Raw genomic sequence first — 15,422 nt, forward strand, 5'->3', positions numbered from 1 at the left:
TCCTCACCGGCATGACCACCGAAGCGCGGATCGCCCGCCGCACCGGGCTTCCCGTCGCCTGTTCGGGAGCGGACCCCTATGCGGTGGCGCAGCGGCTTCTGGACGAGGGGGCGGCGGGGCTGATCAGCTTCGGCATCGCCGGGGGGCTCGCCCCGCTGGCCCCGCCGGGAACGCTGGTGGTGGCGACGGCGGTCGCCGGCGACGACATGACCATCCTGGCAAGCGCCGCTTGGCGCCGGGCGCTGCTGAACGCCCTCCCGCAGGCGCGCGCGGGCGCGATCGCGGGCGCTTCGCGGCCCGCGGTCACCATCGAGGACAAGGCCGACCTGTACGCCCGCACAGGCGCCCTGGCGGTCGATCTGGAAAGCTACGCCGTGGCCCGCGCCTGCCGGGAGCGGGGGCGGCCCTTCGCCGTCCTGCGCGCGGTGGCGGACCCCGCCGGGCGCGCGCTGCCTCCGGCGGCCCTGACGGGGCTGGATGGTGATGGGAAGATGGCGCCCGGGGCGGTTCTGGCGCAGGTGCTGCGCGACCCCGGGCAACTCATCGGGCTGTGCCGGCTCGGGCTTGACCTCGCCCGGGCCATGTCCGCCTTAAACGCGGCTGCCCGCGCGTTTCCGCGGGGGTTCCTCGGCCTCGATCCGCTCCAAAGCGTCGGCGACGTGGCGTGAGAAGACGTCCTGCGCCGGGCGCTGGCGGTCGAGATTGATCTCCGGCGCCATCGGCCCTGTGGTCCGCGGGCCGCGCAGGCTGGTGACCAGGGCCTTCAACGGGTTGCTGATGGTGTCTTCCACGGCGGTCGGCTCATAGCCGCTGTGCACCATGCAGTCGGCGCACTTCTCGTAATTGCCGGTGCCGTAGGCGTCCCAGTCCGTCTCCTCCATCAGCGCCTTGAAGGACGGGGCGTAGCCCTCGCCCAGCAGGTAGCAGGGGCGCTGCCAGCCGAAGACGTTGCGCGTCGGGTTGCCCCAGGGCGAGCAGCGGTAGGTCTGGTTCCCGGCCAGGAAGTCGAGGAACAGGGAGGACTGCGAGAAGCGCCACTTCTTCCCCTTGCCGCGCTGGAAGACGGCGCGGAACAGCTCCTTCGTCTTGCGGCGGTTCAGGAAATGCGCCTGGTCCGGCGCGCGCTCGTAGGCGTAGCCGGGCGAAACGGTCATGGCATCGACGCCGATCGCCATCACCTCGTCGAAGAAGGCGGCGACGCGGTCCGGGTCGGCGCCGTCGAACAGCGTGGTGTTGATGTTGACGCGGAAGCCGCGCTCCTTCGCCTTGCGGATCGCCGCGACGGCGCGGTCGTACACGCCGTCCTGGCAGACCGCGTGGTCATGCTCCTCCCGGCTGCCGTCCAGGTGGACCGACCAGGTGAAGAAGGGGCTGGGCTTGAAGCGGTCGAGCCGCTTTTCCAGCAGCAGGGCGTTGGTGCAGAGGTAGACGAACTTGCGCCGCGCGATGATGCCCTCGGTGATCTTGTCGATCTCCGGGTGCAGCAGCGGCTCGCCGCCGGCGATGGACACCACCGGGGCGCCGCACTCGTCCACGGACTGCAGGGCCTCTTCGACGGAGAGGCGCTTGCGCAGGATGGGCTCGGGATAGTCGATCTTGCCGCAGCCGGCGCAGGCAAGATTGCAGCGGAACAACGGTTCCATCATCAGCACCAGCGGAAACCGCCGGTTGCCGCTCAGGCGCTGGCGCACGACATAGGCGCCGACCAGTGCCGCCTGGATCAAAGGGACCGACATTCGTTCAAGCTCCCACCGGTGCCGGGGTGTCTGTCTGTTCGGCGGAGGATCCGCCGTGCGCCACTTCGGGCGGCAACCGGAAATGCACGTCTTCCTCGACGCCGTCAAGGATCGAAAGGTTTATCTTGAAAAGCGACCCGATGCGGTCCACCAGCCCCTGGACGAGGTCGTCGGGCGCCGACGCGCCGGCCGTGATGCCGACGGCGGAGGCCCCTTCCAGCCAAGCCGGGTCCATCCCGTCGGCGTCGTCGATGCGGTAGGCCTTCGTCCCGGCCGCCTGGGCGATCTCCCACAGCCGGTTGGAGTTGGAGCTGTTGGCCGAGCCCACCACCAGCAGCACGTCCACCTGGGCCGCAAGGTCGCGCACGGCGCGCTGGCGGTTCTGGGTGGCGTAGCAGATGTCCTTGGTGTCCGGGCCCTTGATGGCCGGGAAGCGCGCCGTCAGCGCGTCGATGATGGCGCGGGTGTCGTCCACGCTCAGCGTCGTCTGGGTGACGTAGGCGACCTTCTCCGGGTCCGACACGGACAGCGTCGCCACATCCTCCACCCCCGACACCAGATGCGCCCGCCCGCCTTCCAGGCGGCCAAGGGTGCCTTCCACCTCCGCGTGGCCGGCGTGGCCGATCAGCACCACCTCGTGCCCGGCGCGGGCGTAGCGGATCGCTTCAAGATGGACCCGGTTGACAAGCGGGCAGGTCGCGTCGATGACGCGCAGGCCGAGGTCCTTGGCGTCGCGCTCCACGGCCGAGGAGACGCCGTGCGCGCTGAAGATGGTCACGCTGCCGGTCGGGACGTCCGACAGGTCGTCGACGAAGTGTACGCCTTTGGCGCGAAGCCGGCCGACCACATGTGCGTTATGGACGATTTCGTGCCGAACATAAATCGGTGGGCCGAAAAGGGCCAAGGCACGTTCCACAATGTCCACGGCGCGTTGCACTCCGGCGCAGAAGCCGCGAGGTTGGGCAAGGATCACCTTCATGCGCGTGTCCCGGAAATGACGTCGCACGCCAATTTGGTGTGAGGCGGGGCGACCCACAGGTAGATTACTGTATGCTACTTGCCGGAAACTGGAACCCCCCATTTTCGGAGGTCCTGCAAGGCAATACGCCGTCGCAAGGGCTTCGCGCGGGGCGTGTGTGGGACGGGCGTGCACGCCCGCGGTCATGGGCGGGGCGCTTGGGGCGCACTGGGCGTACGCCTCGTATAACCGTCAGCTGGAGCGCATTGGCAAGACGTACGAGGTGTACGTACGGCCGCTTCGTCCGTCCTGCGTTGATCCGGCCGCGAGGCTGTTGCGTTTTCAGCCGATCGAGCGTGCCGCAAGAGTGATGTTGTAATGAGGTCTGAGAACGAGAGCGCCCCCGCACCGGGCCCCCACCCTAACCCTCCCCCATCTTCGACGGGGGAGGGGACTGCCGCCACCCAACCCTCAAAGCCCTCCCCCGCCGAAGGTGGGGGAGGGTTGGGTGGGGGCCCAGTGCAACCACTCCCCGGACCCTCTCCCGGCCCCCGCCATGGGCTGTTCCGCCTCTACGCCGCCCTGTGGCGCTTCGCGGAAGGCAGCCGGCACCTTGTCGTGCTGTTCGTGGCGCTGCTGGTCGGGGCGCAGCTGGCGCGGCTGGCGGTGCCCTATTTCTTCGGGCAGGCGGTCAACGCCTTGCAGGACACCCGCGCCCAGGACATCCGCGCGGCCGGGCTGGCGCTGCTGCTGATGCTGGCGGCGGGGGTGGCCGGCTGGCTGCTGCACGGGCCGGGCCGCGTGGTGGAGCGCTTCACCGCCCTGAAGATCCGCGAGCGCTTCTCCGACGCCGTCTACGCCAAGCTGATGCGCCTGCCCATGGGCTGGCACGAGACGCACCATTCCGGGGAGACCATCCAGCGTGTCGGCAAGGCGAACCTCGCCCTGTTCGGCTTCGCGCAGAACCAGTGGACCTACCTGCGCAACGCGGTCGGGCTGTTCGGCCCGCTGGTGGCGGTGTTCGCCATCTCGCCCCCGGTCGGGGCGGTCGCGGTCGCCGCCTACGCGCTGCTGGGCGCCGTGGTCCTGCGGCTCGACCGCACCATGGCGAAGCTGATCGACGACGAGAACGTGGCGGAGCGGCGCTACACAGCGGAGATGGTGGACAGCCTGGGCAACGTCGGCACCGTGCTGACCCTGCGGCTGGAGGAGGCGACGCGCAGCGCCATGATGGGGCGCCTGCGCGCGGTCTTCGCCCCCTTGCGCCGCAACATCGTGGTCAACGAGGCCAAGTGGCTGACCATCGAGCTGTTCGGGCAGATCCTGCGCGTCGGGCTGGTCGCGCTCTACGCCTGGCTGGAATGGCGGTCGGCCGGGGTGGTCATGGTCGGCACCGCGGTCATGGTGTACCAGTATTCCGAGCAGATCGGCGACGTCGTCGGCTCCTTCGCGACGCAGTGGCAGGACGTGGTGCGCAGCGCCACGGACCTGTCCGGCGCCGACGAAATCTTCGGAGCGCCGGAGCGGCGCGGCTTCGGCGGCCATGTGCCGGATGGCTGGCGGGAAATCGACGTGGAGGGCCTGCGCTTCCACCACCCGAACCGGCGCAGCGCCGCCCCGACGCTGGACGACCTGTCCATCACCCTGCGCCGCGGCGACCGCATCGCGCTGGTGGGGGAGAGCGGGTCGGGCAAAAGCTCCCTCATGCGGGTGCTGAGCGGGCTGTACGAGGCCGGGGCGGTGCGCTTCTGCATCGACGGCACGCACCATCCGGAGCTGGTGGATCTGCGCTCCGCCGCCACGCTGATCCCGCAGGACCCGGAGATTTTCGAGAACACCGTGCACCACAACGTCACCATGGGGGTGGAGCACAGCGACGAGGAGGTCCGCCGCGCCTGCGACCTCGCCCGGCTGACGCCCATTGTGGAGGCCATGCCACAGGGGTTGGAGACGCGCATCGTGGAGCGCGGCGGCAACCTGTCCGGCGGGCAGAAGCAGCGGCTGGCGCTCGCGCGCGGCATCCTCGCCGCCCGGTCAAGTTCCATCATCATGCTGGACGAGCCGACGAGCAGCCTCGACCCGGCGACGGAGGCGCAGGTCTACGGCAATCTGATGCGGGAGTTTCCGGACTCCTGCATCATCTCCTCCATCCACCGGCTGCATTTGCTGCCGCGCTTCGGGACGGTGGTCTTCATGATGGACGGCCGGATTCTGGACAGCGGGCCGTTGCCCGACCTGATCCGCCGCCAGCCGCGTTTCCGCCAACTGTGGGAGCAGGCGACCGCGGAGCGGGACGGAAAACAGGTGGATCAGCGCCCGGCCGGCGCCGCATCGGCTTGACGGCATGGATTGGGGCGTTGTTCATGCGGGCCCGGCATCCCACGTTTTGCTTTCGAACGATATCCGCGCCAATCAGGCCCGCGCCAATCAGGAGAGCCTTTGTGACGATCCAGTTGACCACCCTCGGCAACGGCTTCCGCGTTCTGACCGACCATCTGCCCCATCTCGGCACGATCACCAGCGGCGTCTGGGTCGGGGTGGGCGCGCGCAACGAGCGCCCGGAGGTGAACGGCATCGCGCACTTCCTGGAGCACATGATCTTCAAGGGCACGGAGAGCCGCGACGCGCTGGCCATCGCGCTGGAGATCGAGAACCGCGGCGGAGAGTTCAACGCCTACACCGACTACGACGTCACCGCCTACTACACGCAGATGGCGGCCAAGCACGTGGACGTCTCCTGCGACATCATCGGCGACATCGTGCTGAACTCCGTCTTCCCGCAGGAGGAGGTGGAGAAGGAGCGCGGCGTCGTCATCCAGGAGATCGGCCGCTACGCCGACGAGCCGGAGGACGTGGTCTATGAGGCGCTGCGCCGCACCGCCTTCGAGGGGCAGGCGCTCGGCCGCCCGATCCTCGGCCCGCGCGAGAACGTCGCCGGCTTCGGGCGGGAGCATCTGCTGGACTACGTCGCCCACTACGACCCGCGGCGCATGGTCTACGTCGTCTCCGGCAACGTCGACCACGACACGGTGGTGCGCCGGGCGGAGGCGCTGTTCGGCCACCTGACGCCGAAGGACACGCCCTTCCATGAGGCGGTCGCCAACAAGGGCGGCGCCGCCCTGCTGCCGCGCGACGCGGAGCAGGTGCATTTCATGGCCGCCTTCCCCGGCGTCGGGTCGGAGGACAAGTCGAGCTACGCGTTGCGCCACCTCGCCAACATCCTGGGCGGCGGCATGACCTCCCGCCTGTTCCAGGAGATTCGGGAGAAGCGCGGGCTGGTCTATTCCGTCTACGCCACGCCGATCCAGTACGCGGACGGCGGCGCGCTGGGCTTCTACGCCGGCACGGGCGTGGAGGAGGTGGCAGAGCTGGTCCCCGTCTTCTACGAGGAACTGCGCAAGGTTCAGGACGGCGTCACCGCGGTGGAGCTGGAGCGGTCGAAGGAGCAGATGCGTTTCTCCGTCGGCAAGTCGCTGGAATCGACCATGCGCCGCGCCGACCGCTTCGCCCGCACCCTGCTGCGCACCGGGGAGATCCGGACCATCGAGCAGATCTTCGAGAGGATCGACGCGGTCACGGTGGAGGACGTCGTCAAGGAAGCCGCCCGCAGCTTCGCCGGCCCGATGGCCGTGTCGGCCGTCGGCGTGCTCGACAAGCTGCCGTCCTTCGACGACATGCAGGGCATGCTGAAGGCGGCGTGAGGCGCGGCAAAGCCCTTCTCCCCTTGTGGGAGAAGGGTTGGGATGAGGGGTGGTTACGCCCGGCAGGGCGGAATAATCACAGTTCTAACGCCAATATCCGCCGGCGTTTCACCCTCACCCCAACCCCTCTCCCATCAAGGGAGAGGGGCTTCTTTAATTAGTGATTACCTCACCCGCCGCAGCGTCATCAGGCCGCCGGTCAGCGGGTCCTTCAGGCGGGCGGAGCTGGCATCGATCATTTCGATTTCCAGCGTCGGGCCGAAGCTTTCCGGGATCACGGTGACCTCGTTGCCGGACACCGAATACTGCACCGGCGTGTCGATGCCCAGGCCGCGCATGCTGGAGCGGCGGAACTCGTAGGTCCCCAGCGCCATGCCGAGGCCGATGGGCGCGGTCAGGGTCCAGCGCCCGATCAGCGGATTGCCGGGGTCATAGGACTCGCAGCCGGCGGCGAGCAACAGCAGCCCGGCTGCCAGGGCGGCGCGGATGGGGCGTGTCGTCATGCGGGGAAAACGCATGGCGGGGCGTTCCGGGTCCCGGCGCTCCATCGCGGCATCCGACGTAAGTGATTGCCCCATCGGGGCTTTGAAAAACTTCGGCACGACCTTTCCTCCCGTGCGTTGAGGCTCTTGCATTCACGCCGTCGCATTCACGCCGTCAGCGGGGTCGGGAAGGGAGCATGCCGGCCGTCTTCGGTCCAACCGCCAACCTTGTGACAAAGCTGGTCCTGTGCACCGCCGTCGCCGGGCTGGTGGTGCTGGTGGGCGCCGGCTGGCTGGTCCCGATGACGGGATACGCCACGGAACAGGGCATTGTTCAGGAACAGCCGGTTCCCTTCAGCCACGAGCACCACGTCGGCGGCCTGGGGCTGGACTGCCGCTACTGCCACACGTCGGTGGAGGTGTCCGCCAACGCCGGCCTGCCGCCGACGCACGTCTGCATGACCTGCCATTCGCAGATCTGGACCAACGCCAAGGTGCTGGAGCCGGTGCGCCAAAGCCTCGCCGAAGGGCAGCCGATCCGCTGGAACCGGATCAACGCCCTGCCGGACTACGTCTTCTTCAATCACAGCATCCACGTCGCCAAGGGGGTGGGCTGCACCACCTGCCACGGGCCGATCGACTCCATGCCGCTGACTTGGAAGGGGGCGAGCTTGCGCATGAGCTGGTGCCTGGACTGCCACCGCGACCCCGCTCCGAACCTGCGCCCGCGCGAGGAGGTCTTCAACCCGGACTGGAAGCGCACGGCCGACACGCCGTCGGGCCAGCAGCTTCTCGCCCAGTACCACATCCACCCGGAAACCCTGTCCGACTGCTCGGTGTGCCATCGATGAGCGAGAAAGCGATCAACGACCGCGCGTCGATCGCCCGCCGGCTTGTGGGCAAGCGCGGGCGCTCCCTGTGGCGCAGCCTGGGTGAGCTGTCGCGCGATCCGGAGGTGATGGCCCTGCTCCAGCGGGAATTCCCCGGGCTGCCGTCGCTGACGGAGGCCAAGCTCGGCCGACGGCGCCTGATTGAACTGATGGGGGCGTCCTTCGCGCTGGGCGGCCTTGCCGCCTGCGGGCCGGCCACCGTGCCGGACGTGGCGATCCCCTACGTCGCGCTGCCGCCGGGCGTGATTCCCGGCGTGGCGCGGAACTACGCGACGGCGGTCACGCGCGGCGGCTACGCCGACGGCGTGCTGGTCGTCCACCAGATGGGCCGGCCGGTGCGGGTGGAGGGCAACCCGGAGCATTCCGCGAGCCTCGGCGCGCTCGACCCCGTCATCCAGGCGAGCATCCTCGACCTCTACGACCCGGACCGGTCGCAGACCGTGCTGAAGGCGGGGCGGATCGCCGGGGCGGATGCTTTCGTAACGGCGCTCACCGCGCGCGCGGACGCCCTGGCGGCCAAGCACGGGCGGGGGCTGCGCATCCTCAGCGGTGCCGTCACCTCCCCGACGCTGGCGGCGCAGATGGAAGCGTTGCGGCGGCGCTTTCCGGAGATGCGCTGGCATCGGTGGGAGGCGGACGGGCGGGACAACGTCCGGGCCGGTGCGGCGCTCGCCTTCGGGCGGCCGGTCGACACCGTCCTGCATGTGGACCGGGCGGATGTGATCCTTGCCATCGAGAGCGACTTTCTGGACGCGGCACCCGGCCACCTGCGCTACGCCCGCGACTTCGCCCGGCGGCGGCGCGCGCCGGAAGAGGGGCGGCCGGAGGCGATGAGCCGGCTCTATGCCGTCGAGAGCATGCCGACCCTGGCCGGCGGGCGTGCCGACCACCGCTTCGTCGCGCGGCCGGAGGAGATCGAGCGGGCGGTGCGCGCGCTGGCGGCCGAACTCGGCGCCGGGCCGCCAGACTGGAAAGCAGACTGGAAAGGGCAGGGGCCGGGCTGGGTCGCCGCGGTTGCCCGCGACCTGGGCGCGCATCTCGGGGCGGCGCTGGTCCATGCTGGCCCGGCCCAGCCGCCGGCCGTGCAGGCGTTGGTCCACGTCATCAACGACGCGCTCGGCGCGCCGGGGCGGACCGTCGAGTACATTGATCCGGTGGAGGTCGACCCGGTGGACCATGCGGATTCGCTGGCGGCCCTGGTGCGGGACATGCGCGGCGGGGTGGTGGACACGCTGCTGGTCCTGGACGCCAACCCGGCCTTCACCGCGCCGGCCGACCTGGGCTTCGCGGAGGCGCTGGGGCGGGTGCCGCTGTCGGTGCATCTGGGCACCCATGTGGACGAAACCGCCATGCTGTGCGGCTGGCACGTGCCGGAAGCGCACGTCTTCGAGCGGTGGAGCGACGCGCGCGCCTTCGACGGCACGGTGACGATCATCCAGCCGCAGTTGCAGCCGCTCTGGGCCGGTTGGTCCCCTCACGAGTTGCTGGCGGTGCTGGGCGGGGAGCCGCGGCCGAACGGCTACGGCATCGTCCGGGACCATTGGTTGCGGGCGGCGCGGGAGCGCGGGGAGGCGGACGCCGAGGCGTTCTGGATCGAGTCCGTCCGGGCCGGCGTCGTGGCGGACAGCGCGGCGCCACCGGTGACCGTGGCGGTGTCCGGCGACCTCGTGGCCGGCCTGCCGACACCGGCGGAAGCGCCGCGCGGCGACGCGCTGACCGCGCTGTTCCGGCCCGATCCGTGGCTGGGCGACGGGCGGCACGCCAACAACGGCTGGCTCCAGGAACTGCCGCGGCCCTTCACGACCCTGACCTGGGACAACGCCGCCCTGCTGGCCCCAGCGACGGCGGAGCGGCTGGACGTGAAGAACGGCGACGTAGTCGCACTGACCGTGGCCGGGGAGACGGTGCGGGCGCCGGTGTGGGTGTTGCCGGGGCACGCCGCGGACTGCGTTACGATCCCTTTCGGCTTCGGGCGGACGGTGGCGGGCCGGATCGGCAAGGGGGTGGGCTTCGACGCCTACCGGTTGCGCCGCGGGGATGGGCTTTGGCAGGCGGCGGTGCGGCTTAGCAAGACCGGCGGGACGTACCCGCTCGCCGCCACGCAGCACCACCAGATGATCGAATCTCCGGACCTCGTGCGCGCCGGGACGCTGGACGAGTTCCGGGAGAACCCGCGCTTCGCGCAGCGGCCGGTGTCGGATCAGTCGCTCTACCCGGCCTGGGAGTATCCGCGCAACGCCTGGGCCATGGCGATCAACCTCAACGCCTGCATCGGCTGCAACGCCTGCACCGCCGCCTGCCAGGCGGAGAACAACATCGCCATCGTCGGCAAGGAGGAGGTGCTGCGGAACCGGCAGATGCACTGGATCCGCGTCGACACCTGGTACGAGGGCGGGGCGGAGGCGCCGAACGAGACGCTGTTCCAGCCCATGACCTGCATGCATTGCGAGAAGGCGCCTTGCGAGGTGGTCTGCCCGGTCGGGGCGACGGTGCACGACACCGACGGGCTGAACGTGATGGTCTACAACCGCTGCGTCGGCACGCGCTTCTGCTCCAACAACTGCCCGTACAAGGTCCGGCGCTTCAACTACTTCAACTACGCCGAGGACGACCCGCGGCTGGCGATGTCCTGGAACCCCGACGTGTCGGTGCGGGCGCGCGGGGTGATGGAGAAGTGCACCTACTGCATCCAGCGCATTCGCGAGGCCCGCATAGCCGCCGACCGGGAGGGGCGGCCGATCCGCGATGGGGAGGTGAAGACCGCCTGCCAGCAAGCCTGCCCGGCGGAGGCCATCGTCTTCGGCGACGCCAAGGACCCGGACAGCGTGGTGTCGCGCCGTAGGGGCAGCCCGCTCGACTACGGAGTGCTGGAGGAACTGGGCACGCGCCCGCGCACCACCTACCAGGCCCGGCTGCGCAACCCGAACCCCGACATCCAGGAGGCGTGAGAGCCGTGACGATCGCCGCCGAACGGACGCAGGACGACACCAAACGAGTCGTGGAGCCGGGCGTGACGCCGATGGGCGTCACCGCCCATGTCAGCGACCTCGTGCTGGAGGCGCCGACGCCGCTCTGGTGGTGGGTCGGCTTCGGAATGTCGGCGGGGTTGCTGGGGCTGTTCGTCGTGGCGATCGGCTGGCTGTTCATCCGGGGGGTGGGCATCTGGGGGATCGACTGGCCGGTCGCCTGGGGCTTTGCGATTGCCAACTACGTCTGGTGGGTCGGCATGGCGAGCGGCGGGACGCTGATCTCCGCCCTGTTCTTCCTGACCCGGTCGGAATGGCGCAGCGCCACCAGCCGCATCGCGGAGTCCATGACGGTCTTCTGCGTCGCCTGCGCCGGGATCATGCCGATCATCCACCTGGGACGCTGGTGGTATTTCTACTGGCTGTTCCCGTACCCCAACACCATGGCGCTGTGGCCGCAGTTCCGCAGCCCGCTGCATTGGGACTTCGTCGCCATCCTGGTCTATGTGATCGGGTCGCTGGTCTTCTGGTACGTCGGGCTGATCCCCGATCTGGCGACGCTGCGCGACCGGGCGACGCGGCGCTGGCAGCGCGTGCTGTACGGCATCCTGGCGCTGGGCTGGCAGGGCTCGTCCCGGCACTGGCGGGAGTTCAAGACTCTTTATCTGGTCCTGGCGGCGCTGATGGCGCCGCTGGTCGTGTCCATCCACAGCGTCGTCGGGCTGGACTTCGCCGGCGGCCTGACGCCGGGCTGGCACGAGACGCAGTTCCCGCCCTATTTCGTCTTCGGCGCGGCGCTGTCCGGCTTCGCGGTCGTGCTGATGCTGGTCATCCCGCTGCGGCGCGCGCTGGAGCTTTCCGGCGTCATCACGCTGCGCCATGTGGACGTGCTGGCGCGGCTTCTGCTGACCGCAAGCCTGCTGCTGACCTACTGCTACCTGCTGGAGGTCTTCATGCCCTTTTACCGGGGGGAACGGCACGAGATCACGGTGGTGCTGGCGAACTTCACCGGCACCTATGCCCCCTGGTACTGGGCCAAGATCGTCCTGAACAGCGTGGTGCCGCAGCTGCTGTGGTTTCGCGCCGTGCGGCTGAACCGGCCGCTGCTGTTCGTGATCGCGGCCGGCGTGGTGGTCGGCATGTGGATCGAACGCTACGTCATCGTCGCTTCCAGCCTGCACCGCAACTACAGCGAATCGAGCTGGTTTCCCTTCCACCCGACCGTCTGGGACTGGGCGACGCTGGCCGGTTCGGTGGGGTTGTTCCTGACGGGATTCTTCCTGCTGCTGCGCGTCATCCCCATGGTCTCGATGTTCGAGATGCGGGAGCTGCTGCACAAGAAACGGGGGCCGGGATGAGCCGAGTCCTCGTCGTCTTCGACAGCCCCGACCGGATGCTCGACGCGCTGCGCCGGCTGCGCGAGGCCGGCTTCGCCCGGCTGGAGGTCTACAGTCCACAGGCGGTGGAAGGGGTGGATGAACTGCTGGGCCGGCGCAGCCGTGCGCTGCCGCTGGTCATCATCGCGGCCGGTGTCGCGGGGGCGGTTGGTGGTTTCCTGCTGCAATACATTGGGATGGCGGTCCATTACCCGCTGAACATCGGCGGGCGTCCGCTGAACAGTTGGCCGGCCTTCAGCACCTCCACGTTCGAACTGGCGGCCCTGGCGATGCTGCTGGTCGGGACGCTGGCCTTCTTCGCGCTGTGCCGTCTGCCGCGCCTTTACGACCCAGTGTTCGAGGTTCCGGGGATGGAGCGCGCCACGCAGGACCGCTTCCTGATCGGAGTGGACCTGCGCGAGGCGAGCATCGACCGGGAGCGGCTGGAGCGTGTCCTCGCCCGCTTCGACGGCGTCCGGATCGAGGAGGTGCCGGAATGACCGCGAGGATCCTGGCTGTGGCGGCCCTGGCGCTCCTGGCGCTTGGGGCGTGCGACAACATGGCGAGCCAGCCGCGCGACAAGACCTGGCGGCCGGCGAACGCGCTGCCCGACCGGAAGGTCTGGCCGCCGGTGCCGCCCGCCGAGGCCATCGCGCGGGAGGACGTGGCCCGGCCGGCGCCACCCCTCACGCCCGCGCTGCTGGCGCGCGGGCAGGAGCGGTTCGCGATCTATTGCACACCCTGCCACGGCTATCTGGGCGAGGGCGACGGGATGATCGTGCAACGCGGCTTCCCGGCGCCGCCATCCTTCCACATCGACCGGCTGAGGCAGGCGCCGACGCAGCATTTCTACGACGTCGTCACCCGGGGCTACGGCGCCATGTACAGCTACGCCGACCGCGTGGCGTCCGATGACCGCTGGGCCATCGCCGCCTATATCCGCGCGCTTCAGGACAGCCAGCGGGTCGCCGCGGCGTCGCTTCCGGACGAGGTCCGGCGGGGGCTGAAATGAGCGGGCGGGCGGCATCGCTCCTTGTGGGCGCCACGGGTTTGGTCCTGTGCGCGGTCGGGCTGGTGTTCGATCCCGGCGCGGTGCTGCGAGGCTGGCTCGCGGCCTTCGCCTTCTGGATCGGGCTGCCGCTCGGCGCGCTGATGCTGCTGCTGGCCCACGACCTGACGGGCGGGCGCTGGGGCCGCGCGGCGCGGGAGCCCCTGCGGGCCACCGCCGCGACGATGCCGCTGCTGGCGGTTTGCCTGCTGCCGATCCTGTTCGCCCTGCCGCAGCTCTATCCCTGGGCGCGGCCGGAGGAGGCGGCCAATCTCAAGAACCTGTTCTACCTGAACGCACCCTTCTTCGTCGGGCGAGCGCTGGTCTTCGTTGGGCTGTGGAGTCTGCTGTCGCTGGTCGCGGCGTGGCGGGCGGCGGCGGTGCCGGCACCGGTCGCGGTAACGGGGCTGATCCTGCTGGCGCTGACGGCGACGCTGGCGGCCTTCGACTGGACCATGTCGCTGGAGCCCGATTGGGGATCCAGCATTTACGGCATGATGGTCATCAGCGGACATTTGCTGGCCGCGCTCGCGTTGGCGACCTTGGTCGCGGTCGTTGCCGGGCCGGCGGGGGAGGGGGAGCGGATGGACCTCGGCAGCCTGCTGATCGCCGGGCTCCTGCTGTGGTTCTACCTGTCCTTCATGCAGTTCCTGATCATCTGGGAGGAGGACCTGCCAAAGGAAATCACCTGGTACGTGGCGCGGTTGGCCGGCGGGTGGGGCTGGGTGGCGGTGCTGGGGGCGCTGGGGCAGGGGGCTCTTCCGTTTTTCGCGCTGATCTGGTGGCCGGTGAAGCGCAGCCGGGTTGGGCTCGGCACCGTCTGCGCCCTGCTGCTGGCGTCGCATCTGCTGGAGTGCTGGTGGCTCGTGCTGCCGGGCACGCCGGGCGGCTGGACGTGGTTCGCCCCGGCGGCGACGCTGGCCATCGGCGGGTTTTGGGCCGCGCTGTTCCTGGGGCGGTTGGAGGTGGCCCGGCGGCAAAGCGCCGTGGAGGCAGCGGACGCTGCCGGACTGTTGGGGGAGGCGCGTCATGGATGACATGGCGCGCGTGGCGGGAGCGCTTCTGTTCGGCTTGTCGAACCGGATGACGCGCCGCCGCCGGTTGCGGCCCCAGGACGAGGAGCCTCGCAACGCCGACACGCGGGTCGAAACGCGGGATGCGCCGTTGTGGCTGATCGGGTGCCTCGCCGGGATCGCCGTCTCGCTGATCGTCGTGGTCGTCGTGGCGCTGAGGCTGATCTTCCCGCACGCGGTGCAGGACCAGCCGAAGCAACTCGCCGCGCCGATGCCGGAGCCGCGGCTCCAGACCTCCCCCGTCATGGACATGCGGGCCTACCGGGCGGAGGCGGAACGAAAGCTTCACAGCTACGGCTGGGTGGACCGTGACCGGGGGATCGCCCGCGAGCCCATCGACGAAGCGATGAGGCGCCTTGCCGAGCGCGGCATTCCCGATTGGCCGGGGGCGAAACCATGACCGCGCTCCTTGCGATGTTCGCTGTTTTTGCAACGCTGCTGGCGGGGGTGGCCCAGGCGGCCGCCTCCACGCTGCCGCCGACTGCCTTCGCCGATCTGGCCTTCGCGCAGCATCCCGGCGCGCAACTGCCCAGGGACGTGACCCTGACGGACGAGCAGGGGCGGGCGGTGCGGACCGGCGACCTGTTCGCCGATGCCAAGCCGCTGGTGCTGGTGTTCGATTATTTCCGCTGCACGACGCTGTGCGGGGTGGTGCTGGGCGATCTGGCTGCGGCGCTCGCCAAGGTGCCACTGACGCCGGGCCGCGACTATGGCGTGCTGGCCGTCAGCATCGACCCGGCAGAGACGCCCGCCGACGCGGCGGCGCTGAAGGCCAGGCACTTCGACCGCGACCCGGCCTTTGCCGGGGCCGTGCGGTTCATGACGGGGGAGGAAGCGCCGGTGCGCCGCCTTGCCGACGCCGTGGGCTTCTCCTACCGGCCCGACCCGGCCATCGGGCAGTTCGCCCATCCGGCGGGGCTGGTGCTGTTGGCGCCGGGCGGGGTGGTGTCGCGCTACATCCTCGGCATCGGCTACGACCCCATGGACCTGCGGCTGGGGATCGTGGAGGCGTCGACGGGGACCGTGGCGTCGGTTGCCGACCATCTGCTGCTGCTCTGCTACGCCTACGACCCGGCGGCGGGGAAATACAGCCTGACCGTCGCGTACCTGTTGAAGGGCGTCGGAGTTCTATCGATCGCGGGACTCGGTCTCGTGATCGCGCGCGCGGCGCGCCCGTCGGGGAGGGCGTGAC

General features: G+C 69.8%; 14 protein-coding genes. 11 read left to right on the top strand and 3 right to left on the bottom strand.

Annotated elements, in window-relative coordinates; translation table 11 throughout:
- Positions 1-11: 11 nt before the first annotated feature.
- Positions 12-668, top strand: coding sequence for a phosphorylase family protein (locus J2851_RS11860; protein ID WP_209766482.1), 657 nt, complete (start codon positions 12-14; stop codon positions 666-668).
- Here the strand turns inward: J2851_RS11860 and hpnH are convergent.
- Positions 591-1,736, bottom strand: a complete 1,146-nt coding sequence (gene hpnH, locus J2851_RS11865; RefSeq protein ID WP_209766483.1) for an adenosyl-hopene transferase HpnH — start codon at positions 1,734-1,736, stop codon at positions 591-593. The two genes, J2851_RS11860 and hpnH, sit on opposite strands and share 78 nt — an antisense overlap.
- Before the next feature lie 4 nt (positions 1,737-1,740).
- Positions 1,741-2,715: a 4-hydroxy-3-methylbut-2-enyl diphosphate reductase gene (gene ispH / locus J2851_RS11870; protein WP_209766484.1), complete on the bottom strand. Its 975-nt coding sequence runs from the start codon at positions 2,713-2,715 to the stop codon at positions 1,741-1,743.
- A gap of 498 nt (positions 2,716-3,213) precedes the next feature.
- On the opposite strand from ispH, the gene J2851_RS11875 reads away from it, so the two are divergent.
- The gene (locus tag J2851_RS11875; protein WP_209766485.1) at positions 3,214-5,034 is read left to right on the top strand and encodes an ABC transporter ATP-binding protein; all 1,821 of its coding nucleotides are present in this window, start codon (positions 3,214-3,216) and stop codon (positions 5,032-5,034) included.
- Positions 5,035-5,135: 101 nt separating this feature from the next.
- Positions 5,136-6,395 (top strand): M16 family metallopeptidase, encoded by a 1,260-nt coding sequence (locus tag J2851_RS11880; protein ID WP_209766486.1) that lies wholly within the window; start codon positions 5,136-5,138, stop codon positions 6,393-6,395.
- 164 nt (positions 6,396-6,559) lie between these two features.
- Here J2851_RS11880 and J2851_RS11885 read toward each other — a convergent pair whose 3' ends face one another.
- Positions 6,560-6,913 (bottom strand): hypothetical protein, encoded by a 354-nt coding sequence (locus J2851_RS11885; RefSeq protein ID WP_209766487.1) that lies wholly within the window; start codon positions 6,911-6,913, stop codon positions 6,560-6,562.
- A gap of 161 nt (positions 6,914-7,074) precedes the next feature.
- Here J2851_RS11885 and J2851_RS11890 point away from each other — a divergent pair, with 161 nt between their 5' ends.
- Genes J2851_RS11890 through J2851_RS11925 form a run of 8 tightly spaced genes read left to right on the top strand, consistent with a single transcriptional unit; the run spans position 7,075 to position 15,421 of the window.
- Complete coding sequence (locus J2851_RS11890; RefSeq protein WP_209766488.1) at positions 7,075-7,728, top strand: cytochrome c3 family protein; 654 nt, start codon at positions 7,075-7,077, stop codon at positions 7,726-7,728.
- A complete protein-coding gene (locus J2851_RS11895; protein WP_246500593.1) occupies positions 7,725-10,715 on the top strand; it encodes a TAT-variant-translocated molybdopterin oxidoreductase in 2,991 nt (996 codons plus the stop codon). The genes J2851_RS11890 and J2851_RS11895 overlap by 4 nt, the downstream gene beginning before the upstream one ends.
- Positions 10,716-10,720: 5 nt before the next feature.
- Positions 10,721-12,091, top strand: coding sequence for an NrfD/PsrC family molybdoenzyme membrane anchor subunit (nrfD, locus tag J2851_RS11900; RefSeq protein WP_307419480.1), 1,371 nt, complete (start codon positions 10,721-10,723; stop codon positions 12,089-12,091).
- Complete coding sequence (locus J2851_RS11905) at positions 12,088-12,609, top strand: DUF3341 domain-containing protein (RefSeq protein WP_209766489.1); 522 nt, start codon at positions 12,088-12,090, stop codon at positions 12,607-12,609. Before nrfD ends, J2851_RS11905 begins: the two co-directional genes overlap by 4 nt.
- The gene (locus J2851_RS11910) at positions 12,606-13,121 is read left to right on the top strand and encodes a c-type cytochrome (RefSeq protein ID WP_209766490.1); all 516 of its coding nucleotides are present in this window, start codon (positions 12,606-12,608) and stop codon (positions 13,119-13,121) included. The genes J2851_RS11905 and J2851_RS11910 overlap by 4 nt, the downstream gene beginning before the upstream one ends.
- Entirely contained in the window at positions 13,118-14,194 is a 1,077-nt protein-coding gene (locus J2851_RS11915; RefSeq protein WP_209766491.1) for a hypothetical protein, read from the top strand. Before J2851_RS11910 ends, J2851_RS11915 begins: the two co-directional genes overlap by 4 nt.
- Positions 14,187-14,630 carry a hypothetical protein gene (locus J2851_RS11920; RefSeq protein WP_209766492.1) on the top strand — a complete coding sequence of 148 codons (444 nt, stop codon included), beginning with the start codon at positions 14,187-14,189 and terminating at the stop codon, positions 14,628-14,630. The genes J2851_RS11915 and J2851_RS11920 overlap by 8 nt, the downstream gene beginning before the upstream one ends.
- Positions 14,627-15,421 (top strand): SCO family protein, encoded by a 795-nt coding sequence (locus J2851_RS11925; RefSeq protein ID WP_209766493.1) that lies wholly within the window; start codon positions 14,627-14,629, stop codon positions 15,419-15,421. Before J2851_RS11920 ends, J2851_RS11925 begins: the two co-directional genes overlap by 4 nt.
- Position 15,422 lies beyond the last annotated feature (1 nt).

The sequence above is a fragment of the Azospirillum rugosum genome (genome assembly GCF_017876155.1).
In the GTDB taxonomy this organism is placed as follows: Bacteria; Pseudomonadota; Alphaproteobacteria; order Azospirillales; family Azospirillaceae; genus Azospirillum; species Azospirillum rugosum.